A 24,791-nucleotide genomic window follows, 5' to 3' on the forward strand; every position below is an offset into this window, starting at 1 on the left:
GCAATGCAGAGTGACGAACACATGACACGAATTATTAGCCAAGCGTTTAAGACATTACGCAAGCAAAGACAGATGTCACTAAAAGCATTAAGTTTTGAACAGACGACGCCTAGTTATATTTCAAATTTTGAACATGGTCAATTGAATATTTCGCTAGTTCAGCTTAGTATGCTTTTAGAAAAATTAGATTGCGGCATTGAAGAATGGGGTGTACGCGTTGCAGGTTACAAATATTGGGATCTGATTTCCCAGTTTGAATACACAATTAAACAGGCAGACTACCTTGCCCCCTTGCTCCCGATTTATTTAAGGTATGAATTACAAGCAGCGAATTCTGGTGCGCCTTTGCTATTTAAAATGGCTTTAAAATTAACGATGTTTCATCACATCACACAAATAGAGACGAGTCATCATGCTGAGATTAGGCGTATGTGTCAGTCAATTCGGACGGCTATTGATGCAACTAACAGTTGGTCACGATTCGAATATATATTATTACAAGCTTATCTCTATTTTGCGCCACCGATTGAGGTTGAATCAATTGTGTGTCAATTGCAATTTAATTTGTCAGAAGCAAAAAGAATCAATCGTGTTGATTTAAGGCAAATCGCGACAGTCTTGCTTGCTGCTTTAAGAAATGTGATGGATGGATTACGACTTGATTTGGCGGAACAAATCATCGCATTGTGGCGAGGAGTTTCGCATGAAGCAGATTTTGACACTCAATTTTTGTTTGAGGTTTACCAGGCCAAATTGATGATTTTAAACAATCATGATAAAGAAGCCCTGATTAAATTACATACGCTACGGCATCTAATTGCGCCTTTACAATTAGCTCGGCGCCACTATTTGATTGCTGAAATTGATCAGGTCTTGTTGAATATGTATATTGGAGAAACAGATGAATCTAATTGAATATGGTGCAGCAATGAAACGTTTGCGGGGTAATAAAAATTATGGCTTGAAAACTGTCGTAGGCAGCCATAGTTTGTCGAGTTTATCGAAGTTTGAACATGGGTTGAATAACCCGTCGGTCATTAGTTTCTTAGATTTTATCAATCATCTGAATGTGCATTTTTTTGATTTTATGATTGAAGTGAATGATGCCGATGCTGATTTTTTAATTTTGTATCAGCCACTAAAAAATCTTTTAGAAGCGCATGACGTGGTTTTGATGACGCCAATTAATTCAGATCAACTACGGAGAGAGATTAGCCAACTGATGACTGATACCGTGTCCAAAAAAGCAGTCACAACATTAATTTTGACTTACACTGATACGGCTGAACCAACGTCAAGCTTGGTGATTCATATTGAGAAGGTTATACACGAAATGGTGGCGCATCAAACGTTTGGTAATCTAGAAATTCTATTATTTCGGTATACCTATGCTTTTGTTGGCGAAAAAGTTAAGTCTGATTTTTTGATATTCTTTCTTGAACATTCAAAACTTGTCGAAGAATGGTTGATTTTATATTGTTTTCCTAAAAGCACTGAATTAATTACTTTGATCATCTGGTGTGCAATCGATTTGTTACCTAATCATCTGACCATAGTCAAGGCAGTATATGAGCGGATTGATGGTTTGTTAGGTCGATATGAATCATTAGTGGATGAAGTTCTGTTTGCTGCCTTAAAAGATATGTTAGTGTTGATTAATGATAATGAAAAAAGTGTGACAAACCAACGAGTGGTAGTCGATTTTTTACTGCATTTTGGTCGAGTGATTGATGCCCAATTGGTTACTGAACGCTATTCATTGTTAGCTACCAACAGTTAATCCAAGATGATTATGGTTGAAAAATCTAGTTTACAAAAATATGAATGTTTTGGTCTGATGTGAGTGTTAAAATCATATGTGGTATGGCACGCTAACGTTTGGAAGGTTTTAACTGATACAACGACAAATTCTGAAATATTGAGAATGAAAGTGTTTTTATTGAAAAGACGCCATTTTTATCATAAATCATGATAAAAATGGCGTCTTTTGTTATCAGTTATTTAGTGGGCCTGTTGCATGAAAATTAATAAAATTGTCGCTGCTTGTAATATGGTGAAGAATGTCATCCGGTAGCGTTGTTTTAAATCCAAATTGATAAAAATCATCCATGTCGCGATTAATATGATAAGTGCAATTAAGGTCCAAATATTCCAAGGTAATGACAAAATAGTCAAAAGGAGCATAATGCCAAATACGAGGGCGGTGAGTCGCTTTTTCTTACCATCAGGGATGAAAATAATGGTCATGTAAAATAAATAGCTCAACAGTAGTGGCATAAGGCTAATTAAAAATGGTTTCGTTAGAAATGTGTTTTGCTGATAGAAAATAACGACGGGTAATGATAATGTTGACAGGCCAGAAAATAAGATTAGGCCAAAGATGTTTTGTAAATTAAGCCATTTTAGATGAATAGCGACTAAAGCAATTGGTAATAATATAAGGAGTACTAATTGCTGAATCGTCATCTCACGGTATAGAAAGTAGAGTAAAAGGAATGGGATAACTAAGAATAGATAATTGAGCCAGCCAACAAAGCGCCGATTGAATGTGAAAAAGATAGTGAGCGCTAGAAAGACCGAATAAGTCATTAAGGCCGGATTATGTTGCCATTGACCAGCACTTAGTTCTTTTGAGTAAATTAGTGGATAAACCCACCAGATTAACAATTGAGCGGTAACACTTAAGATGACTGATAACCATGGTATCTGTCGATAGAAAGCGCGTTGTCTATTCATGCGTTGTGGTGTGTTTTGTGGGGCTTGTGTGGGGGTGACGTGTGAATCCATGAGAGACTTCCTTCTATTTTTTAATGTCACGTGCGTTAAATTCTTGTATAATTCATTATATATTTTATCAAACAAATGATGGCTAACATGTCATATTTTATCGTGTTTTGTTAATTTATGTGATTTGGTTAGCAATTATATTGCATAACGATTCATGAATGATTGAATAATAAAAGGCGCATACGTTGGATAACGTTCGCGTTAATGCTGGTGCTCTGACATGATAATAACATACATTGTCGCAGAAACGCTGTTTGAATCGAACATTTTGGGATGTAAAAGCCCCAAGTGTATGCGAACGGTGGAGATAATTATTGAGACACTGGATTCATGACTGAATATCAACGATAACCTAACATCGTCAAGATTGATGCAATAGCCATAAACGATGAGTGATTGAAAATGGGGGGAAGCTATATGACAATTAAATTAATTGCCACAGATATGGACGGTACATTATTACGAACAGACAAAACATTTGATTATACCCGATTTGAAAGTTTGTTAGACCAAATGGATGCACGGGGTATTAAAATGGTTGCTGCTAGTGGTAATCAGTTGAAACAATTACAATCGTATTTTAACCCAGTTGATCCTAAACGATTAACGTATGTTTCAAGTAATGGTGCAATGGTCTCAGACCATGAAGGTGTGCTTTACAAGCGCCCAGTACCAAAGGATAAAATCGCGCAAGTTTTGGCATGGAATCGGGAAAACCATGCGATGATGGAGAATCTCATTGTACTCTCTGGCTTAAAAGGGGCTTATGTGTCGAACCACGCCACACCGGAAATTATTGCACAGGTGTCGCAATTCTACACGAATGTCGTCCAAGTTGAAAAGTTTATGGCGATTGACGATGATATTTTTGTCATTGAATTAGTCTGGCCTGAAACAGCGAATGTGGTTGAATATATCCGGGAATTACGTGATGTTTTCGGAGAGGAATTACATACGACTGGCTCAGGTTTTGGCTCGGTATCGATTTTGGCGGCTAATACAAATAAAGAAACAGGTTTATCAGCATTAAGTGATATTTGGCAAATCAAGCCTGAAGAAATGGCAGCGTTTGGAGATAATGGGAACGACTTAGAGATGTTACGTTATGTCGGATTGCCATTTGTGATGCCTAATGCTGAAGACTTTATGAAGGTCAGAATTGCGAATGAAGCACTAAATGATAATGAACACAATGGTGTTTTGGACACAATTGAAGCAATATTAGCCGGCGCTTATGACCAAGATGGTACAATAAAATAAATACTTAGTGTTTTGGCACTTGGATTTGGAGAAATACTGTGTTCTTTAGAAAACGATTATCAAAATCGAACGAACAACAAATTGATATGCAACGCATACCGCACCATATTGCCATTATTATGGACGGCAATGGTCGGTGGGCAAAAGCCAAGGGCTTGCCAAGAATTGCTGGGCACCAGCGGGGAATGGACGTTGTCAAAACGATGACCATTGCAGCTAGTGATTTAGGGGTTAAAGTATTAACTTTGTATGCTTTTTCAACTGAAAATTGGAAACGACCTGATAATGAAGTGCAATTCCTAATGAAATTACCGGGCCGTTTTTTTGACACGTTCGTGCCTGAATTGATCGAAAACAACGTTCGAGTGGAAGTGATGGGCTATACGGATCAATTACCAGTTGGGACACAAAAAGCAGTCCAGGCTGCCGTTGAACAAACTGCTAAAAATACAGGTATGGTCTTGAATTTTGCGTTGAATTATGGCGCACGAGCAGAAATCATTACTGGGGTACAACAAATTGCCGAGCAAGTGTTGGCAGGGCAAATCAAGCCAGACCAAATCACTGAGCAGACGATGGCTACACACTTGATGACTGCCTCGTTAGGTGAATATGGTGATCCTGAATTACTAATTCGCACAAGTGGTGAAGAACGTGTCTCGAACTTTTTACTATGGCAATTGGCCTATAGTGAATTTGTGTTTTTGACTAAACATTGGCCAGAAATGGACGCCGATGAATTAAAGCGAGCCATCTTGATTTATCAGAATCGTCATCGACGGTTTGGTGGGTTAGCTGAAAATAAGAGTGATAAAGAGTAGAGGATATAGATATGAAGACACGAGTAATTACAGCCGTTGTAGCATTAGCGGTTTTCATCCCAACCTTAGTGGCTGGTGGCGTTATCTTGCAAGCAGTAGCGGCAATTTTGGCTGTTATTGCGATGAGTGAAGTCGCATTGATGCGCAAGCGCTTGTTGGTTTCATTTGAAGCTATTATTTCAATGTTAGGTGCAGCGTTGATGACTTTGCCTAATAATGTCTGGAACGAAATCAATACGAAACTACCAGTGCCGGTACATGCCTCGTCACTGTTGTATATTTTTGTTCTATTGATGCTGCTCCATACTGTTGTGACGAAAAACCATTTTAATTTTGAGGATGCTGGCGTCTTTACACTGGCTATGATGTATGTTGGTATGGGATTTCATTTCTTCGTGCAAGCGCGTGAAGCTGGTTTAAGTGTTATTTTCTACGGGATGTTAATTGTTTGGTTAACAGATTCAGGGGCATATCTCATTGGCCGAAAAATTGGGAAAACCCCATTGGCACCACGGATTAGTCCCAATAAAACATGGGAAGGATCAATTGGCGGTACGATTTTGGCAATGGTTATTATGACCGTTTACGTTTACTTTTTCCCACAGGCTTATTCAATGCCAGTCATGATTTTATTGACTGGTATATTGTCAGTTGCTGGTCAATATGGTGATTTAATTGAATCCGGTTTAAAGCGTTTTTATAAGGTGAAAGATTCAGGTACGATTTTACCAGGCCATGGTGGCATCTTGGATCGTTTTGATTCAATGCTGATTGTGATGCCAATCCTATTCTTATTAGGAGGATTGCGTTAATGACTGGTATTATTGCGTTTATTATTGTTTTTGCGGTGGTGGTCTTTATTCATGAGTTAGGGCATTTTATGGTTGCTAAATGGTCAGGTGTCCGTGTTCGTGAATTTGCGATTGGGATGGGGCCAAAAGTTGTACAATTGAGACGCAATGGCACAACCTATACGTTGCGGTTATTACCACTTGGTGGTTACGTACGGATGGCAGGGCGCGGCGATATTGATGCGCCAGAAATTCAACCAGGTATGACCATCGTGATTGTGCCAGAAGACAATCAAGTGAAACGGATTAGTTTGTCTAGTGAGATGGCTTTGATTGGTGGTATGGCAGTCACGGTTGATCAAGCTGACCTAGTTGATGCGTTAGAAATTCACGGTTATTTAGAAAATGATGATACAAAAAGGTTGACGTGGTCAGTTGACCCTGATGCCACTATGATTGAGCCAAATGGGACCGAAGTGATTATCGCCCCGCGGGCAACTCATCTGGAGTCGGCCAGTGCTTGGCAACGATTATTGATTAATTTTGCAGGACCGTTGATGAATTTTATTTTAGCTGTTGTTTTGTTTTTTGGGTTGGCGTTTGCTATGCCTTCTGTGACAACGACCACCGTTGATCAAGCACAGAAGAATTCTCCGGCTTATCAGGCGGGTATTCAGCACAATGACCGCATTACAAAATTAGATGGGCATCAAATTAATAATTGGCAAAGTATGCAGACCTACATTCAAACGACGACTAAAAACCAAGTTGCCGTAACGTTTGTTCGACAAGGAGTCGTGAAGACGGCAACTGTTAAAGTGAAAAAAATGACTGATCAGGGTCAGAAATATCAAATGATTGGGATTACGGCTCGTCAATCAACATCAGCTGCCGATCGTGTGCAGTATGGTATTCACACGGCCGGACAGGCCTTTACGCAAATTTTTCATAGTATCAAAGATTTAATCATTCGACCAGATATTAATAAGTTGGGTGGTCCTGTATCAATTTTTAAAACTACTTCTGATGTTAGTTCATTGGGTGTCTTAGCAGTGGTCAGTTTTATGGCTTGGTTATCCGTTAATTTAGGATTAATTAATCTTTTTCCGATTCCAGCCCTTGATGGCGGGAAAATTGTTTTGAATGTCATTGAGATCTTGATTCGACGGCCAATTCCGGAGAAGGTAGAAAATTATGTCACGGCCTTTGGAGCAGTTTTGCTAGTCATTTTGATGATTGCTGTGACATGGAATGATATCGCACGCATTTTTTTGAGGTGATGTCATTTGTCTGCCATATTGATATGGTAAAATGATTGAATAAATTTCACATAACATGAATGTTAGAAATAGGATGGGTAATTATGAAACAGTCTAAAGTGTTCATTCCAACATTACGTGAAGCGCCTGCTGATGCAGAAGTGATTTCACACCAATTAATGCTTCGGGCGGGTTACATTCGTCAGGTGGCAGCGGGGGTTTATGCGTACTTACCATTAGCCCAACGTGTATTAAACAAAATGAATACGATTATCCGTCGCGAGATGGAAGCAATTGATGCAATTGAGATGGCAACGCCGGTTTTATTGCCCGCCGAGCTTTGGGAAGAATCTGGGCGTTATGAAAGTTATGGACCAGATTTGTTTAAGCTTAAGAATCGTCATGATCGAAAAATGATTCTTGGTCCAACGCATGAAGAGACGATGACTTCATTGATTCGAGATGATATTAAATCTTACAAGCGTCTACCAATTACGCTATATCAAATTCAGACGAAATTACGTGACGAACGGCGGCCACGATTTGGGTTATTGCGCGGCCGTGAATTTATTATGAAGGATGCTTACTCATTTTCTGTTGATCAAGCTGGTTTGGATGAGGCTTATAAGAAAATGGAACAAGCTTATATTAATATTTTCGATGCTGTTGGCCTTGACTATCGCGTTATCGTTGGTGATGCTGGTGCGATGGGTGGATCTGATTCAAAAGAGTTTTCAGCACCTGCTGAGGCCGGAGAAGATATTATTGCTTACTCTGATAATTCAGATTATGCTGCTAACTTAGAAATGGCTAAAGATTTGTATACGCCAAATAAGTCACATGCGACACCCAATACACTTGAAAAGATTGCAACGCCAGAAGTTAAAACAATCGATGAATTGGCTGCGTATCTTGAAAAGACACCAGAACAATTAGTTAAAACCATTCTGATGATTGCTGATGAACAACCAGTGCTCTTGTTAGTTCGTGGTGATTACGAAGTGAATGAAATTAAAGTTGGTCATCTTTTGGGCACGCAAGCATTGCGCATGGCAACTGAAGCTGAATCACAAACAATTCTAGGGGCACCATTTGGTTCATTAGGACCGGTTGGTGTTGATGATACAATTAAGATTATTGCTGATGAATGGGTTCAAGATATGGTCAACGTGCCGGTTGGCGCTAATGAAGCTGGATTCCATTATTTGAATGCAAATATTGATCGTGATTTTAGAATTGATGAGGTTGCTGATATTCGGGTTGCCATTGAAGGTCGACCTGCGATTGATGGGACTGGGAACTTGGTCTTTACAAAGGGAATTGAAATCGGGCATATCTTTAAGCTTGGTACGCGATACTCTAAAGCAATGGGGCACAAGTTTTGGATGCCAATGGCCGTCAGCAAGATGTTATCATGGGTTCTTATGGTATTGGTGTTTCACGTCTTTTGTCTGCGATTGCTGAGCAAAATGCGGATGATCGTGGTCTGGCTTGGCCACGCGCCGTTGCTCCTTGGGATGTACATTTAGTACCAATTAAGTATAGCGATGATGTGCAAGGGGCATTAACGGATCAAATTGAAACGCAATTAGTTGCCGCTGGGTATGAAGTTTTGGTTGATGATCGAAGTGAACGACCTGGGGTTAAGTTCGCAGATTCTGATTTGATTGGGTTGCCAGTTCGTGTGACAGTTGGTAAGAAGGCTGGTGAAGGTGTGGTGGAAGTTAAAGTCCGGACTGCCGAGGAAGCAATTGAAGTGCGAGTCGAAGAACTAGCAAATACACTTCAAATTTTGTTGCAACAAGCGCCTGAAACAGTTGAATAGATAATCAAGAAAAGGTGGTTAATTCAAAATATGATGACGGGTCAAACGCATCATTTTGGGTTAACCCTTTTGAGTAATATGGTGAAATAAATGAAGTATGCAGAAAAAAAGTTAATTATTGGTTTGCATTTAATGGTGTTCATCTTTTGGATTCTAGTTTTTGTTATTCCGTCACACTTTGGATTTTTAATCTGGAATGTATTTTTGGCGTTATTGCCACTTGACTTTGCAATCGTCTATCGGCGACTGGCCATGCAACGCAAAAAGTGGTTCCAATGGCTAGTCTTTTTGTGTTGGCTTTGTTTCTTTCCAAATGCGATGTATCTGCTAACTGATTTTAGTCATCTGTCAGCAATTGGAACCGGACTGGCCAATACGGCCCAGTATTTAAATTATGGTTTTTTGTTTACTGGTGTCATGCTGGGGATGCTTATTGGCCTGTCTAGCTTGGAAATCATGCAAGCATCGTTACCACTTAAAAAACGGAGTTGGCGGGTGGTGTTTTATGTCGTGATTGCATTTATTTCAGCTTTTGCCATGTATTTAGGTCGTTTTGCTCGAATTAATTCATGGGATATTTTGACGAATCTGCATGGAATATTAACGCAAATTCAAATGATGATGGGCGCCAATATGTTTATTTTCATTTTAGTTTTTGGGTTAACACAACTGATGATTTTTAGTGTATATCATCTAATCTGGGAAAATCATTAGGGGAAAGGAGCGAATCAATGCATTTATCTGGTGAGGAACAATTTAAAATTTTGGCGCAACAATTGAATTTGAAAGAAATACCACAGGGATTGATAGCAGCCAAATTGAAGAAATTGGTTGTGCATGAGAATTCTAAGCAATGGGAATTTAACATTGAATTACCGGCATTACCTGATGTGAAAGAAGTTGCACTGTTTTCACAACAGTTAACAGCCACTTTTCAGCAAATTGCAACCACTCACTTCCAATTTCATTTACACGAACAACCAGCTTTGGAAGAAGTAGTCCGTTATTGGGCGTGGATTTTACAACAACATCAAAATGAATCTGGTGCCTTTCGCCCGGCATTTGAGCATGTTGCGGCTGAAGTAATTGAAGGTAATATTCTTTTGAGATTTGACTCACAATTTTGGCTCAATTATGCACAAACTACGGGTATGGCATTGATTGGTGCATCGTATCGCCAGTTAGGTATTCAAGATGAGTTGCCTTTTAAATTGGTATTAGATGAGCAAATGGCACAGGATTCGATGGCCCACTTGTTGGATCAAAAAGCTGAAGATGAACGAATACTTGCCCAACAGGCACGTGAAAATTTGGTTGCCCAACGTGCGGGCGCACTTGAGCGGCAAAAAGAATCTGAAAAAAATGAAGACGCGCAAAAGAGTCGCGTACGATCAAAAGTAACGGCACATGCAATTGGGAAAGGTATTCCATCTGGCGTACTAGTCTCAAAAATGGCCGAAGTAACAATGGAAGCGGATTTGGTCACATTTGAAGGCTATGTCTTTGATAGTGAAATTCGTGAGTTGAAGAGTGGGCGAAAACTGGCCATTTTAAAAATGTCGGACTACACTGACTCCTTTATTTTAAAGAAATTCTTAAACCAAGAAGCTGAAGAACCATGGTTGGATAGCTTAAAAAATGGTGGTTGGTATCGAGTACGCGGTAATATTCGAGAAGATAGTTTCAGTCATGACTTAACGATGATGTTTCGAGATATTGAGGAGATTCCGGGTAAGAAAGCGCGTAAGGACACTTACGATGGTGCTGAAAAGCGCGTCGATCTACAAGTTCATTCAATTATGTCAACAATGGATGCGACAAGTGCTATCAGTGAGTATATTAACACTGCTGCAAGCTGGGGCATGCGTGCACTGGCTGTGACTGATACTGCTGGGGCACAGGCGTTTCCAGAAGCGTCTTCGACAGCTAGTAAGGTTAATGCAAAGCTTTTAACCCATGCCACCCATGCTTATGCGCAACAACAAGGTGAAAAAATAGCTGATGATGACGAATTGAAGGCCTTTCAGAAGGCTCACTTAGATGACATCAAAACCTTTGCTCAAATGAATGGCGATTATTTTAAAATGATCTATGGTGTTGAAATAAACCTTGTTGATGACGGGACATTGTTTGCCCTGAATACAGATGATACCAATTTAGATGATGCAGAATATGTTGTCTTTGACGTGGAAACGACTGGACTAGCGCCACGCTATGACAAAGTCATCCAATTATCAGCCGTTAAGATGCAAAAAGGCAATGTTATTGACGAGTTCGATGAATATATTAATCCGCATGAAGCGTTGAGTCCAATCATCATGGAAATCACGCATATTACCGATAATGATTTGCGACAGGCACGATCTGAAGCTGAAGTTTTTGCGGATTTCCAAAAATTTTATGGTGATGCCATATTAGTTGGACATAATGTGATTGATTTTGATATTCCAATGGTCGATGAAGCGTTGAAACGAAATCAAATGACGCCTTTGACAAATGTGGTGATTGACACCCTCCCTTTGGCCCGATTCTTACATCCAGAAATGCGGCGATTCACTTTGGGAACGTTAGCAAAAAAGTTAGGTATTCCATTAGAGCATGCGCACAACGCGATTTATGATGCAACAGCGACTGGTCATGTTGCCCGTCAATTATTACAAGATGCACGTGAACGCTATGGTGTGACGACGGCTAACCAATTAAATGAACATATTAATGATGGTGAGCCATGGCGACACGAACGCCCCAAGCGGGCAACTGTTTTGGTTAAAAATCAAACAGGTGTCAAAAATTTATATAAATTAATTTCCGATTCAAATGTAAAATATTTGGACCGTATGCCACGTACGCCACGATCACTGCTTGAAAAATATCGTGAAGGCTTAATTGTCGGTACTGGTGATGCAAGTGGCGAGTTTTTTGAAACATTGGAACGAAAAGGAAAAGCGGCTGCAACTAAGTTAGCTGAATATTATGATTATATTGAAGTCCAACCGCCTGCTAATTATTCGCAAGAACTTGCACGAGAAATGATTAAAGGTGAAGAACGCTTACACGAAATTCTCACTGATGCAGTTGAAATTGGTCACGAACTTGGTAAACCAGTGGTGGTTAGTGGCGATGCACATTATTTGGACCCTGAAGATGCCATTTATCGAAAGATTCTCATTAATTCACAAGGTGGTGCGAATATGCTTAATCGTTATCCACTACCGGATGTTCATTTCCGGACCACAGCTGAGTTATTAGCGGACTTTTCATTTTTGGGTGAGCAAACAGCACAAGAGATTGTCGTGCATAATACGAATGTTGTCGCTGATCAGATTGAATCCGTCGAGGCGATTAAAAGTGGTAATTATCCACCTAATATGCCAACGGCCGAGCAAGAAATTCGTGACAAAACGTATACGACAGCCTACGCCATGTATGGAAAGCCATTGCCTCTCCAAATTGAAGCTCGAATTGAACGTGAGTTGGCGTCAATTATTGGAAATGGTTTTGCGGTTATTTACTTGGTGGCACAACGTTTGGTGGCAAAATCGAATAAAGACGGCTACCTGGTTGGTTCTCGTGGTTCGGTTGGTTCGTCTTTGGTAGCGCTTTTAGCGGGAATTACCGAAGTGAATGCTTTGGCACCGCACTACTATAGTCGGGCTGGTGACTATGTTGAATTTGTTGATCCTCGTGTTTACGGATCAGGTTATTCCATCCCAATGAAAAATTCACCGTTAGATGAGTCACCATTGATTGGTGATGGGCATAATATTCCGTTTGAAACTTTTCTTGGATTTAAAGGGAACAAAGTGCCTGATATTGATTTGAATTTCTCAGGTGATTATCAACCCTTTGCACATAATTATATGAAATCATTGTTTGGGGAAAACAATGTTTTTCGGGCCGGAACCATTGCGACTGTTGCTGATAAAACAGCCTTTGGTTATGTTAAGGCCTATGAACGTGATTTGAACGAGGCTGTTCGAAAGCAAAAGCAAAAGGACCTAGGGATACAAAATCTTGAAGATGTTCATTTGTCAGAAGAAGAAGTTGTTTCATTTAAAACGGCCGAAATAGAGCGTTTAGCTGCTGGGGCAACTGGCGTTAAGCGAACGACGGGTCAACACCCAGCTGGAATTTTGATTGTCCCAGATGATATGGAAATTTATGACTTTACACCAATTCAATTTCCAGCGGATGATGTGAAAGCAAAATGGAAAACAACGCACTTTGATTTCCATTCCATTCATGACAATATTTTGAAAATGGATATCTTAGGTCATGATGATCCAACGATGATTCGTGCCCTACAAGATATGTCGGGCATTGACCCTAAGACAATTCCAATGAATGACGAAGGAGTTATGAGCCTTTTTCAGTCACCTGATGTGTTAGGCGTTAAGGCGGATGATATTTTCTCAAAAACCGGGACGCTTGGCGTACCAGAATTTGGAACAGCATTTGTTCGGGGGATGCTGCAAGAAACGAATCCGAAAAGTTATGCTGACTTGCTGCAAATTTCTGGCCTATCTCATGGGACAGACGTTTGGCGTGGCAATGCTGATGAATTAATTCAACGCGGTTTGGCTGATATTTCAACTGTGATTGGAACCCGAGATAAAATCATGACTGACTTGATTAATGAAGGGGTCAATCCTGAATCAGCATTTCAAATTATGGAAAAAGTGCGTAAAGGGAAAGGTGTTTCAGATGCGTATCAAGCGGAATTACGTACCGCTGGCGTACAAGAATGGTATATTGATTCGCTAAAAAAGATTCAATATATGTTCCCGTTAGCCCACGCTGCGGCGTATGTCCTCATGGCACTAAGAATTGCGTACTTTAAAGTTTATTTTCCAACTTTGTATTATGCGGCTTACTTTTCCGTACGAGCTAGCAATTTTGATATTGTAACAATGGCACGTGGTTCACAGGCGCTGAAAGGTCGGATTACCGAAATTCATGGGCAGGGCTTAGATGCTTCGGCAAAAGATCGAGATTTGGTGACCGTGCTAGAAATAGCTAATGAAGCTACTGAACGCGGAATCAATTTTGGGATGGTTGACTTATACCAATCTGACTCAGAACAATGGGTGATTAGTGGCGATACACTTATTGCGCCGTTTAATGCCGTGCCTAGTTTAGGCGATAACGTTGCAAAGCGGATTATTGCTGCTCGGGCAGATGGCGAATTCTTATCTAAAGAAGATTTAGCAAAACGTGGGGGTGTTTCGCAAACCTTGATGCAATTCTTCGAAGATAATGGTGTTGTTGATGGTATGTCTGATGAAAATCAAATGGCATTATTCTAAAACCAATATTGTTTGTATATTGAAATAAAGTGTAGGGTATTGAAAACCTCATTAGTTGGCTCAAATCAATTAATGAGGTTTTTTTGATTCATTCAAAATGCAATTGACCTTAAATGGTAAACCGTGAGGACATTGTTTAATGTGGTTAACGCTTTGGTGACGGCAGTATAAATGTGGCGATTACCATGGCGCGAGCGGTCTGGTACGAATTTGCGATGTGATCGACTAATGTTCGGAAAAAACTAATGGGTTTTAGCAGTTGACGAACGTTTTAGAATGAGGTATATTAGTTAAGTCGAATTGCGATGCTTTATGACATCACGTCGATAAAATAAATCATCAAAGTTGTTGACATTGTCATCACGCTTTGGTAAGATATAAAAGTTGTCTGATTGAGACAACAACGTAGAACATTGAAAACTAAATAACGTTTCGATGAAACAAATGTGCAAGTGTATCACGTAAAAATGATACAAACATTTGCGAAGTCAATTTCGCTAGTAAATTCGTTTAACATCTGTTAAACAACAAAAAAAGATTGAGTTATACTCAAGCTGATCAATTTAAATTGAGAGTTTGATCCTGGCTCAGGATGAACGCTGGCGGCGTGCCTAATACATGCAAGTCGAACGCACTGTGGTTTGATGAAATGAAGAGCTTGCTCAGATTTGATTCAGACATTGCAGTGAGTGGCGAACGGGTGAGTAACACGTGGGAAACCTACCTCTTAGCAGGGGATAACATTTGGAAACAAATGCTAATACCGTATAACAATGAGAACCGCATGGTTCTCACTTAAAAGGTGGTCATGCTATCACTAAGAGATGGTCCCGCGGTGCATTAGTTAGTTGGTAAGGTAATGGCTTACCAAGACGATGATGCATAGCCGAGTTGAGAGACTGATCGGCCACAATGGGACTGAGACACGGCCCATACTCCTACGGGAGGCAGCAGTAGGGAATCTTCCACAATGGACGAAAGTCTGATGGAGCAACGCCGCGTGTGTGATGAAGGGTTTCGGCTCGTAAAACACTGTTGTAAGAGAAGAATGACATTGAGAGTAACTGTTCAGTGTGTGACGGTATCTTACCAGAAAGGAACGGCTAAATACGTGCCAGCAGCCGCGGTAATACGTATGTTCCAAGCGTTATCCGGATTTATTGGGCGTAAAGCGAGCGCAGACGGTTATTTAAGTCTGAAGTGAAAGCCCTCGGCTCAACCGAGGAATTGCTTTGGAAACTGGATGACTTGAGTGCAGTAGAGGAAAGTGGAACTCCATGTGTAGCGGTGAAATGCGTAGATATATGGAAGAACACCAGTGGCGAAGGCGGCTTTCTGGACTGTAACTGACGTTGAGGCTCGAAAGTGTGGGTAGCAAACAGGATTAGATACCCTGGTAGTCCACACCGTAAACGATGAGTGCTAGCTGTTTGGGGGTTTCCGCCCCTAAGTGGCGAAGCTAACGCATTAAGCACTCCGCCTGGGGAGTACGACCGCAAGGTTGAAACTCAAAGGAATTGACGGGGACCCGCACAAGCGGTGGAGCATGTGGTTTAATTCGAAGCAACGCGAAGAACCTTACCAGGTCTTGACATCCTTTGACCACACCAGAGATGGTGCTTTCCCTTCGGGGACAAAGTGACAGGTGGTGCATGGTTGTCGTCAGCTCGTGTCGTGAGATGTTGGGTTAAGTCCCGCAACGAGCGCAACCCTTATTGTTAGTTGCCAGCATTTAGTTGGGCACTCTAGCAAGACTGCCGGTGACAAACCGGAGGAAGGCGGGGATGACGTCAAATCATCATGCCCCTTATGACCTGGGCTACACACGTGCTACAATGGCAAGTACAACGAGTCGCCAACCCGCGAGGGTGCGCAAATCTCTTAAAGCTTGTCTCAGTTCGGACTGTAGGCTGCAACTCGCCTACACGAAGTCGGAATCGCTAGTAATCGCGGATCAGCACGCCGCGGTGAATACGTTCCCGGGTCTTGTACACACCGCCCGTCACACCATGAGAGTTTGTAACACCCAAAGTCGGTGGGGTAACCTTTTATTAGGAGCCAGCCGCCTAAGGTGGGACAGATGATTAGGGTGAAGTCGTAACAAGGTAGCCGTAGGAGAACCTGCGGCTGGATCACCTCCTTTCTAAGGAAAATCGGAAACTTGCACATCGTTGAAACGTTATTTAGTTTTGAGTGTTTTACACTCAATAGTATCATCTGGGGAATTAGCTCAGCTGGGAGAGCACCTGCTTTGCAAGCAGGGGGTCAGCGGTTCGATCCCGCTATTCTCCATTGGCAACTTCGGTTGCCAATATCATTAGTTCTTTGAAAACTGAATCATATTAGTAAATTTAAAATTTCAAATTATTGAAAATCAATAAATTGAACCGAGTAATCAAGAGTTGATTGTCGCAAGACAATTGACAGTGTATTACACCGCGTTATTTTGAGTTTTTATACAAGTTCATCACGATAGCAATATCGTGATAATCGCAAGTGACTGAAAGATGTCACATACTCAAAACTTAAATCATCAACGTCAGTTGATAGGTTAAGTTATTAAGGGCGCATGGTGGATGCCTTGGCACTAGGAGCCGATGAAGGACGGGACTAACACCGATATGCCTCGGGGAGCTGTAAGTAAGCTTTGATCCGGGGATTTCCGAATGGGGGAACCCAACTTGTTATGCAAGTTATCACTAGTTGAATCTATAGACTAGTTGAAGGTAGACGCTGTGAACTGAAACATCTCATTAGCAGCAGGAGTAGAAAGAAAAATCGATTCCGTCAGTAGCGGCGAGCGAACCCGGAAGAGCCCAAACCAAAGTGCTTGCACTTTGGGGTTGTAGGACTACCGTTGTGGAGTTACAAAATTGTATGTTAGTTGAAGTGGTTGGGAAGCCACGCGAGACAAGGTGATAGCCCTGTAAACGAAAGCATGCAATCTCCCGTGTAGGATCCTGAGTACGGCCGGACACGTGAAATCCGGTCGGAATCTGGGAGGACCATCTCCCAAGGCTAAATACTACCTAGTGACCGATAGTGAACCAGTACCGTGAGGGAAAGGTGAAAAGCACCCCGGAAGGGGAGTGAAAAAGTTCCTGAAACCATGTGCCTACAAGAAGTCAGAGCCCGTTAAGGGGTGATGGCGTGCCTTTTGTAGAATGAACCGGCGAGTTACGATTACATGCAAGGTTAAGGTGGAAAGACCGGAGCCGAAGCGAAAGCGAGTCTGAAATGGGCGTCATAGTATGTAGTTGTAGACCCGAAACCAGGTGACCTACCCATGTCCAGGGTGAAGGTGTGGTAAGACGCACTGGAGGCCCGAACCTGTGCATGTTGAAAAATGCTAGGATGAGGTGTGGGTAGCGGTGAAATTCCAATCGAACTTGGAGATAGCTGGTTCTCTCCGAAATAGCTTTAGGGCTAGCCTCGGAATGTAGCGTATTGGAGGTAGAGCACTGTTTTGGTGCGGGGCCCATCTCGGGTTACCAAATTAAGATAAACTCCGAATGCCAATTACGTATGTCCGGGAGTCAGACAGTGAGTGATAAGATCCATTGTCGAAAGGGGAACAGCCCAGATCGTCAGTTAAGGTCCCTAAGTGTGTGTTAAGTGGAAAAGGATGTGGAGTTGCATAGACAACTAGGATGTTGGCTCAGAAGCAGCCACCATTTAAAGAGTGCGTAATAGCTCACTAGTCGAGTGATTCTGCGCCGAAAATGTACCGGGGCTAAACACACCACCGAAACTACGGGTGCCAACTAAGTTGGCGCGATAGGAGAGCGTTCTATGGGCGATGAAGTCAGACCGTGAGGACTGGTGGAGCGCATAGAAGTGAGAATGCCGGTATGAGTAGCGAAAGACAGGTGAGAATCCTGTCCACCGTATGACTAAGGTTTCCTGGGGAAGGCTCGTCCTCCCAGGGTTAGTCGGGACCTAAGGCGAGGCCAAGAGGCGTAGTCGATGGATAACTGGTTGAGATTCCAGTACCAGGTGAACATGTTTGAACGATGGAGGGACGCAGAAGGCTAATGGATCCCAGCGAATGGAAATGCTGGGTTAAATCGTAAGTTTTGGGAGTAGTTAAATGCTTATCCCTATAAGAACAAGCGATGATGAGGATCGAAATTAAGTAGAGAAGTCCATGATGTCACGCTGCCGAGAAAAGCTTCTAGTTAGTGTTTACCTGCCCGTACCGCAAACCGACACAGGTAGTCGAGGAGAGCATCCTAAGGTGTGCGAGTGAACTCTCGTTAAGGAACTCGGCAAAATGACCCCGTAACTTCGGGAGAAGGGGTGCTCAGCGCAAGCTGAGCCGCAGTGAATAGGCCCAGGCGACTGTTTATCAAAAACACAGGTTTCTGCAAAATCGTAAGATGACGTATAGGGGCTGACGCCTGCCCGGTGCTGGAAGGTTAAAAGGAGTGCTTAGCTTCGGCGAAGGTGCGAATTGAAGCCCCAGTAAACGGCGGCCGTAACTATAACGGTCCTAAGGTAGCGAAATTCCTTGTCGGGTAAGTTCCGACCCGCACGAAAGGCGTAACGATCTGGGCACTGTCTCAACGAGAGACTCGGTGAAATTTAAATACCCGTGAAGATGCGGGTTACCCGCGACAGGACGGAAAGACCCCATGGAGCTTTACTGTAGCTTGATATTGAGTGCTTGTGCAGCTTGTACAGGATAGGTAGGAGCCGTAGAGATCGGAACGCTAGTTTCGATGGAGGCGTTGGTGGGATACTACCCTCGTTGTATGATCACTCTAACTCGCATCACTAATCGTGATGGAAGACAGTGTCTGGCAGGCAGTTTGACTGGGGCGGTCGCCTCCTAAAAGGTAACGGAGGCGCTCAAAGGTTCGCTCAGAATGGTTGGAAATCATTCGCAGAGTGTAAAGGCACAAGCGAGCTTGACTGCGAGACTAACAGGTCGAGCAGGTACGAAAGTAGGACTTAGTGATCCGGTGGTTCCGCATGGAAGGGCCATCGCTCAACGGACAAAAGCTACCCTGGGGATAACAGGCTTATCTCCCCAAGAGTCCACATCGACGGGGAGGTTTGGCACCTCGATGTCGGCTCATCGCATCCTGGGGCTGTAGTCGGTCCCAAGGGTTGGGCTGTTCGCCCATTAAAGCGGTACGCGAGCTGGGTTCAGAACGTCGTGAGACAGTTCGGTCCCTATCCGTCGCGGGCGTAGGAAATTTGAGAGGAGCTGCCCTTAGTACGAGAGGACCGGGGTGGACGTACCACTGGTGTATCAGTTGTTCCGCCAGGAGCATCGCTGAGTAGCTATGTACGGATGAGATAAACGCTGAAAGCATCTAAGTGTGAAACTCGCCTCGAGATGAGATTTCCCATTCGAAAGAAGTAAGACCCCTTATAGATGATGAGGTAGATAGGCTAGAAGTGGAAGTGCCGCGAGGCATGGAGCGGACTAGTACTAATGGTTCGAGGACTTAACCAAGTTGAATAAAACGTGGTGGTTCAATTTATTTCACAAATTTACAAACAATATGATTCAGTTTTGAGAGGATTAAACTTCTCAATTTAATAAACGTGTCGTGACGATGGCACTGAGGTCACACCTGTTCCCATACCGAACACAGAAGTTAAGCTCAGTAACGCCGAAAGTAGTTGGAGGATCGCTTCCTGCGAGGATAGGAAGTCGCGATGCAAATGAAATACCCATCAATTTGATGGGTATTTTTTTATTGTATATTTTTCCTTTACATAATGTTTATTAAACTATGCCACTATTCATTACATACAATCACTACAATAGAACTTGTAGTTAAGTTTGATTCAGTTCCTAAGTTCTACTACCATACCATTAATGTTGAATCAGCTTAACTACATCTATTGGAAAAAAGGGAGAAATATAATGAAGAAATTGGTTTTTAAGGGATTGTTGGTTTCCATGGCAGGTGCAGCGGTGCTAGCAACCGGCTTGCCGGCTGTGGGAGCAGCTCAAAAGGTGTTGGCAGTCGGTTCAACTGCACTTCAACCATTAGCAGCTGAGGCAGGAGAAATGTATAGCGACTCACACTCAGGTGCATCAATTACAGTTCAGGGGGGTGGATCTGGTGCTGGCCTCAGCCAAGTTGGTAAAGGTGGAGTGACAATCGGAAATTCGGATATTTTTGCTGAACAAAAATCAGGAATTGACGCGTCAAAGCTTAAAGATCATAAGGTGGCTGTAGTTGGTATCACCCCTGTTGTGAATAAAGACATTAAAGTTGAAAACCTCAAGAAGCAACAATTACAAGATATTTTCGCTGGTAAAATTACTAATTGGAAAGAAGTCGGCGGTAATGATGAAAAAATTGTCTTAATTAATCGCGCACAAGGTTCAGGCACGCGGACAACATTTGAACAAGCGGTGATGGGTGGGACTGAAGTAAAAACTGCTCAAGAACAAGATGATAATGGGGCAGTGCAAAAAATTGTTGGTCAGACACCAGGTGCGATTTCATATCTCGCCTTTTCATATACAAATGGTAAGTCCGCCAAGAATTTGAAGAAAATATCAATCGATCACGTCAAACCAACAAATAAAAATGTTACCACAAATAAGTGGTCAATTTGGGCATATGAGCATATGTATACGACGCTATCACCAGATAAGACAACAAAGTCATTTATTAAGTTTATGACTTCAAAAGCAGTTGAAAAAGCTGTCACGAAGAAGCTAGGTTATATTCCAGTCAAGAGCATGAAAGTCACAAAAGATGCTGATGGGACAGTTGTAAAGTAAATCCATGAATAGAAAGCGAAATGAATTAAACTTCGAAGTCTGAAGTTTAGTTCAATCTCGTTTTTTTGTCACATATTTCATGCAAAAGGCACCTTATTATCAAGGAGCTTGAGAGATGACGATTCAATTATTTTATGGCCGACAAGTTAAATTAGAAACACCACGTTCTGATGTTGAAATCTCACCGGCAATTTTAAATAATCAATGTCAGCGCTGTTTGGGTGATATCAAAAAACAATGGCGATTACCAAATGAGGAACGCTATTGTTGGCATTGCCATCTTTTAGGACGTGTGCGTGAATCACAGTATTTTGGCTATTTACCTGAACCTCACGCTTTTATTTTACCAACTCGAGTTTGTAGTTGGACTGGAGAATTGACCCCCGCACAAAAACAAATTAGCCAAGCCCAATTGCAGGCCCTTACAAATCATAGTTCGCATTTGACCTATGCAGTGACTGGGGCTGGTAAAACGGAAATGATATTTCCATTACTAATTCAAGCAATTCAACAAAAAAAGCGAATTGCACTTGTCGCGCCACGGGTAGATGTTGTGATTGAACTCAATAAACGAATTCATCAATTTTTTTTAATCGATTCAGTATGTTGCTATGGTGATAGTTTAGAACATTATCGCTACACGCAATTGCTCATTGCAACAACACATCAGTTAATGCATTTTAAGGCTGCGTTTGATGTCATTATTGTTGATGAAGGTGATGCATTTCCTTATGTGAACGATCAGCGTTTGCAAGTGGCAGTACAACAAGCATTGCTTGAAAAGGGCAGTATCTTCTATCTGACCGCGACGCCGAGCAAACAATTAATGCAGCAAGTAAGGCAGCAGATACTTACGTATTCAATTTTAACGCAGCGATTTCATGGGCATCACTTGCCGCAGTTGACGATTAAAGTGAGTCGCTATTGGCGACATCAATTACCGAGATATATCAAGAATCGATTAAAACAGTATCAACAGATTAAACGACAATTTTTGATTTTTGTGCCTCAAGTAACCGATTTACAATTGATATATAATCAGATTAGTGATGTTATTTCAATAGGCATGGTACATGCCGATAGTCCAAAACGACATCAACTGATAGAACAGATGCGAGAGAAGAAACTGCTTGGGTTGATAACGACGACAATTTTAGAACGTGGTGTTACCTTTGTCGGCATTGATGTCATTATTTTGGGGGCAGATGAATTGCCATTTAATGAGACGGCATTAATTCAAATTGCTGGGCGTTGTGGTCGTAGTATTGAACGACCAACGGGGTTAGTATTAGCCATTGTGTCTGAAGTGTGTTATTCGGTACTGGCTGCAAATAATGAAATTAAATATTTAAATGCGTTGAGGTAACGATGTGTGAAATTTGTGGTGGCGATATGCCAGCATTTTATCAGATTGATCAAATATTATTTAATCGAACACAAGTTGATCAATTCATATGTAGTGATTGTCAGCATCAATTTTGTCCAATTGATCCTAAGCATGTGTGCTTAGGATGTGGTAAATCAGCAGATACGCTTTGTGATGACTGCTTACAATGGCAACGATATGGCAAGCAGTTATTAAATAATCAGGCCTTATATGAATACAACACAATAATGCAAACATATTTTCGGACATATAAATTTGAAGGTGGATATCATTTAAAAAACATATTTTGCGCTGAGATGAGTCGGGCTTTACGAGGACGACGAATTATTGTACCGATTCCAGCGGCTGAGGACACACTGCATGAACGTGGTTTTAATCAGGTTGAAGGTCTGTTATCACACGTTAAGTATCAGCAGTGGTTGAAAGTTAGATGGATTCAAAAGGACAACCAAGTCAAAAAAAATCGGCGAGAACGACTCAGTACGCGACAACCATTCATATTACAAGTGACACCTGAAGTCGTCCGCAGCCAAGAGGTTATGTTAGTTGATGATGTTTACACAACGGGACGCACACTTTATCATGCCGCTGATTTATTGTATGCAAACGGTGTGAAGAATGTATGTTCAATTACACTAGCTAGATGAATTGGAATTAAATAGTTTGTGAAAGCGTTTTAATTAGTGTTTAAAAATGTTACAATATAGTTACTAAGATGAGTATCAAATGAGAATGGTTGTCTTAGGTGGGTCAATTGTTTGTTACTGACAATTGACAGAACAAAAAGAATGGAGATTGTCGCTATGCTAGAATTTATTGTACGTGGTGAAAATATCGAAGTCACTGAAGCTATTAAAGAATACGTGGAAAAGCGTTTGACACGTTTGGAACGTTATTTGAGTGATGATAACAAGTATGTTGCGCATGTTAACTTACGGTCTTATCAAGAGAAAACATTTAAGATCGAAGTAACGATTCAATTGCCTTACTTGCTATTACGAGCCGAGGACACTGAGGCTGATTTGTATCAAGCCATTGATTTTGTGTCAGAAAAATTGGAACGTCAGATTCGAAAGTACAAGACCAAGGTTAATCGGAAGTCTCGTGAAAAGGGTTATAAAGGTATCGACACCTTTGTTGCTGATGTCGATCCAGATGACACAGATGATGAAAAACTTGAAATTGTGCGAACAAAGCACGTAGCATTAAAGCCAATGGATGTTGAAGAAGCTATTTTGCAGATGGACTTATTAGGTCATGAATTCTTTGTGTTCTTAGACGCAGAGACTGAAATTCCAGCAGTCGTCTATAAGCGAAATGACGGTAAATATGCGGTAATTGATACTGATTTATAAGTGTATTTAGAAAAAGAGTCAATCGATTTTTGCGGTTGGCTTTTTTATTTTTAATGGTAAGCTTGTGAGATTGTATCGATTCAAACGGTTTAGTAAGAGACTGGTATATAATAGTTAGTAAATCAATTATAAGTGAGGATTATGATATGTATTCAGAACGTATTGCACGTGTTAGAAAAAATCTAGCAGCATTCAACATCAATGGTTTTTTAATTACTGATGGGGACAATCTCAAATATTTGACTGGCTTTTATGGTGGCACCGGTGATGGTGTCTTATTAATCGGGCCGGATCAAACAGCCCTAATTACAGATGCCCGCTATGAAACTGATTTCCGTGATCATTTACCAGAAGGCGTGGAACTCTTAATTACGCGTGACTATTATGGTGTGGCCATGTTAGTTGCCAAGCGATATAAGATTAATAATCTCGGCTTTGAAGAATCATTACCATTCCGAATTTTTGACTTTCTAGATGAAACATTTGAAGGCGTGGATGCCGATTCAGATATCGTTCCAGTTCCTGAATTAGTCGGTTGGCTTCGTCAAGTGAAAGATGCCAATGAATTAGCAGCCTTACGGCGTGCAGCACAAGTGTCAGTTGATGCGTACAATGAAATGTTACCAATGCTACATGCTGGTATGACAGAACGAGAGATTGCCAATTTATTGGATCGTTTGGTTAAAGCCCGTGGTGCGGAAAAGGCATCATTTGATACAATTGTGGCATCAGGCGTGCGTGGCGCATTACCACATGGTGAAGCTACAGATAAAAAGATTATGCCCGGTGAATTGGTGACCGTTGACTTTGGTTATTTTGTTGATGGTTATACGTCTGATATTACGCGGACCTTCGCTGTGGGACAGATTGATGATGAGAGTCGAAAAATTTATGACATTGTTAAAACCGCAAATGAGAAGGCGATCTCAGTGATTAAGGCTGGTATTTCAGGTACCAGTATTGATGAGGCAGCTCGGGAAATCATTGCTGATGCAGGGTATGGTAAGGAGTTTAACCATTCGACTGGACATGGAGTGGGTCTAGCTATTCATGAAGGACCAGCAGTTTCGGCTAATTCAGACGACCAAATCGAAGCAGGCATGTTGTTGACGATTGAACCTGGTATTTATGTGCCCAATCACGTTGGTGTTCGAATTGAGGATGATATTATTGTGACAGCTGATGGCTTTGAAAATTTGACTGCTGGAATTACTAAGGATTTAGTTGTGATCAATTAATAGGGGGA

The 24,791-nt window shown here is 41.6% G+C and carries 14 protein-coding genes, 1 tRNA gene, 3 rRNA genes and 1 pseudogene; 18 read left to right on the forward strand and 1 reads right to left on the reverse strand.

Going from position 1 to position 24,791, the window contains the following annotated elements; genetic code table 11:
* The first annotated feature begins 3 nt into the window (after positions 1–3).
* Both H9L19_RS05110 and H9L19_RS05115 read left to right on the forward strand, forming a co-directional pair.
* Positions 4–915: a helix-turn-helix domain-containing protein gene (locus H9L19_RS05110; RefSeq protein ID WP_187528629.1), complete on the forward strand. Its 912-nt coding sequence runs from the start codon at positions 4–6 to the stop codon at positions 913–915.
* On the forward strand, positions 902–1,780 hold the full coding sequence (locus tag H9L19_RS05115; RefSeq protein ID WP_187528630.1) for a hypothetical protein: 879 nt from the start codon (positions 902–904) through the stop codon (positions 1,778–1,780). Before H9L19_RS05110 ends, H9L19_RS05115 begins: the two co-directional genes overlap by 14 nt.
* A gap of 221 nt (positions 1,781–2,001) precedes the next feature.
* On the opposite strand, the gene H9L19_RS05120 is transcribed toward H9L19_RS05115, so the two are convergent.
* A complete protein-coding gene (locus tag H9L19_RS05120) occupies positions 2,002–2,787 on the reverse strand; it encodes a hypothetical protein (protein ID WP_243198129.1) in 786 nt (261 codons plus the stop codon).
* A 417-nt stretch (positions 2,788–3,204) separates the two neighbouring features.
* Between H9L19_RS05120 and H9L19_RS05125 the strand changes: the two genes are divergently transcribed.
* The 16 genes and pseudogenes from H9L19_RS05125 (at position 3,205) to H9L19_RS05200 (ending at position 24,783) form a co-directional block, all read left to right on the forward strand.
* Positions 3,205–4,047, forward strand: coding sequence for a Cof-type HAD-IIB family hydrolase (locus tag H9L19_RS05125; RefSeq protein WP_187528631.1), 843 nt, complete (start codon positions 3,205–3,207; stop codon positions 4,045–4,047).
* 38 nt (positions 4,048–4,085) lie between these two features.
* Positions 4,086–4,868 carry an isoprenyl transferase gene (locus tag H9L19_RS05130; protein WP_338117717.1) on the forward strand — a complete coding sequence of 261 codons (783 nt, stop codon included), beginning with the start codon at positions 4,086–4,088 and terminating at the stop codon, positions 4,866–4,868.
* 11 nt (positions 4,869–4,879) lie between these two features.
* A complete protein-coding gene (locus H9L19_RS05135; protein WP_187528632.1) occupies positions 4,880–5,680 on the forward strand; it encodes a phosphatidate cytidylyltransferase in 801 nt (266 codons plus the stop codon).
* Positions 5,680–6,939, forward strand: coding sequence for an RIP metalloprotease RseP (rseP, locus tag H9L19_RS05140; protein ID WP_187528633.1), 1,260 nt, complete (start codon positions 5,680–5,682; stop codon positions 6,937–6,939). The genes H9L19_RS05135 and rseP overlap by 1 nt, the downstream gene beginning before the upstream one ends.
* A gap of 83 nt (positions 6,940–7,022) precedes the next feature.
* Positions 7,023–8,743 (forward strand): annotated as a pseudogene (locus H9L19_RS05145) (proline--tRNA ligase).
* A gap of 90 nt (positions 8,744–8,833) precedes the next feature.
* On the forward strand, positions 8,834–9,457 hold the full coding sequence (locus H9L19_RS05150) for a DUF1361 domain-containing protein (protein WP_187528634.1): 624 nt from the start codon (positions 8,834–8,836) through the stop codon (positions 9,455–9,457).
* A 17-nt stretch (positions 9,458–9,474) separates the two neighbouring features.
* Positions 9,475–14,049 (forward strand): PolC-type DNA polymerase III, encoded by a 4,575-nt coding sequence (locus H9L19_RS05155; RefSeq protein ID WP_187528635.1) that lies wholly within the window; start codon positions 9,475–9,477, stop codon positions 14,047–14,049.
* Between the two features lie 564 nt (positions 14,050–14,613).
* Positions 14,614–16,192, forward strand: a 16S ribosomal RNA gene (locus H9L19_RS05160).
* A 76-nt stretch (positions 16,193–16,268) separates the two neighbouring features.
* Positions 16,269–16,341: transfer RNA gene (locus H9L19_RS05165), tRNA-Ala, on the forward strand.
* 257 nt (positions 16,342–16,598) lie between these two features.
* Positions 16,599–19,513: ribosomal RNA gene (locus tag H9L19_RS05170) — 23S ribosomal RNA — on the forward strand.
* Positions 19,514–19,606: 93 nt separating this feature from the next.
* A 5S ribosomal RNA gene (gene rrf / locus H9L19_RS05175) occupies positions 19,607–19,723 on the forward strand.
* Together the 16S, 23S and 5S rRNA genes with 1 tRNA gene alongside form the textbook arrangement of a ribosomal RNA operon.
* A 207-nt stretch (positions 19,724–19,930) precedes the next feature.
* On the forward strand, positions 19,931–20,803 hold the full coding sequence (locus H9L19_RS05180; protein WP_187528636.1) for a phosphate ABC transporter substrate-binding protein: 873 nt from the start codon (positions 19,931–19,933) through the stop codon (positions 20,801–20,803).
* 115 nt (positions 20,804–20,918) lie between these two features.
* Positions 20,919–22,169, forward strand: a complete 1,251-nt coding sequence (locus H9L19_RS05185) for a helicase-related protein (RefSeq protein WP_187528637.1) — start codon at positions 20,919–20,921, stop codon at positions 22,167–22,169.
* 2 nt (positions 22,170–22,171) lie between these two features.
* On the forward strand, positions 22,172–22,837 hold the full coding sequence (locus H9L19_RS05190) for a ComF family protein (protein WP_187528638.1): 666 nt from the start codon (positions 22,172–22,174) through the stop codon (positions 22,835–22,837).
* 156 nt (positions 22,838–22,993) lie between these two features.
* Positions 22,994–23,545 (forward strand): ribosome hibernation-promoting factor, HPF/YfiA family, encoded by a 552-nt coding sequence (gene hpf / locus H9L19_RS05195; protein WP_187528639.1) that lies wholly within the window; start codon positions 22,994–22,996, stop codon positions 23,543–23,545.
* A gap of 146 nt (positions 23,546–23,691) precedes the next feature.
* Positions 23,692–24,783: a M24 family metallopeptidase gene (locus tag H9L19_RS05200; protein WP_187528640.1), complete on the forward strand. Its 1,092-nt coding sequence runs from the start codon at positions 23,692–23,694 to the stop codon at positions 24,781–24,783.
* The last annotated feature ends 8 nt before the right edge of the window (positions 24,784–24,791 follow it).

This window comes from Weissella diestrammenae (assembly GCF_014397255.1).
In the GTDB taxonomy this organism is placed as follows: domain Bacteria; phylum Bacillota; class Bacilli; order Lactobacillales; family Lactobacillaceae; genus Weissella; species Weissella diestrammenae.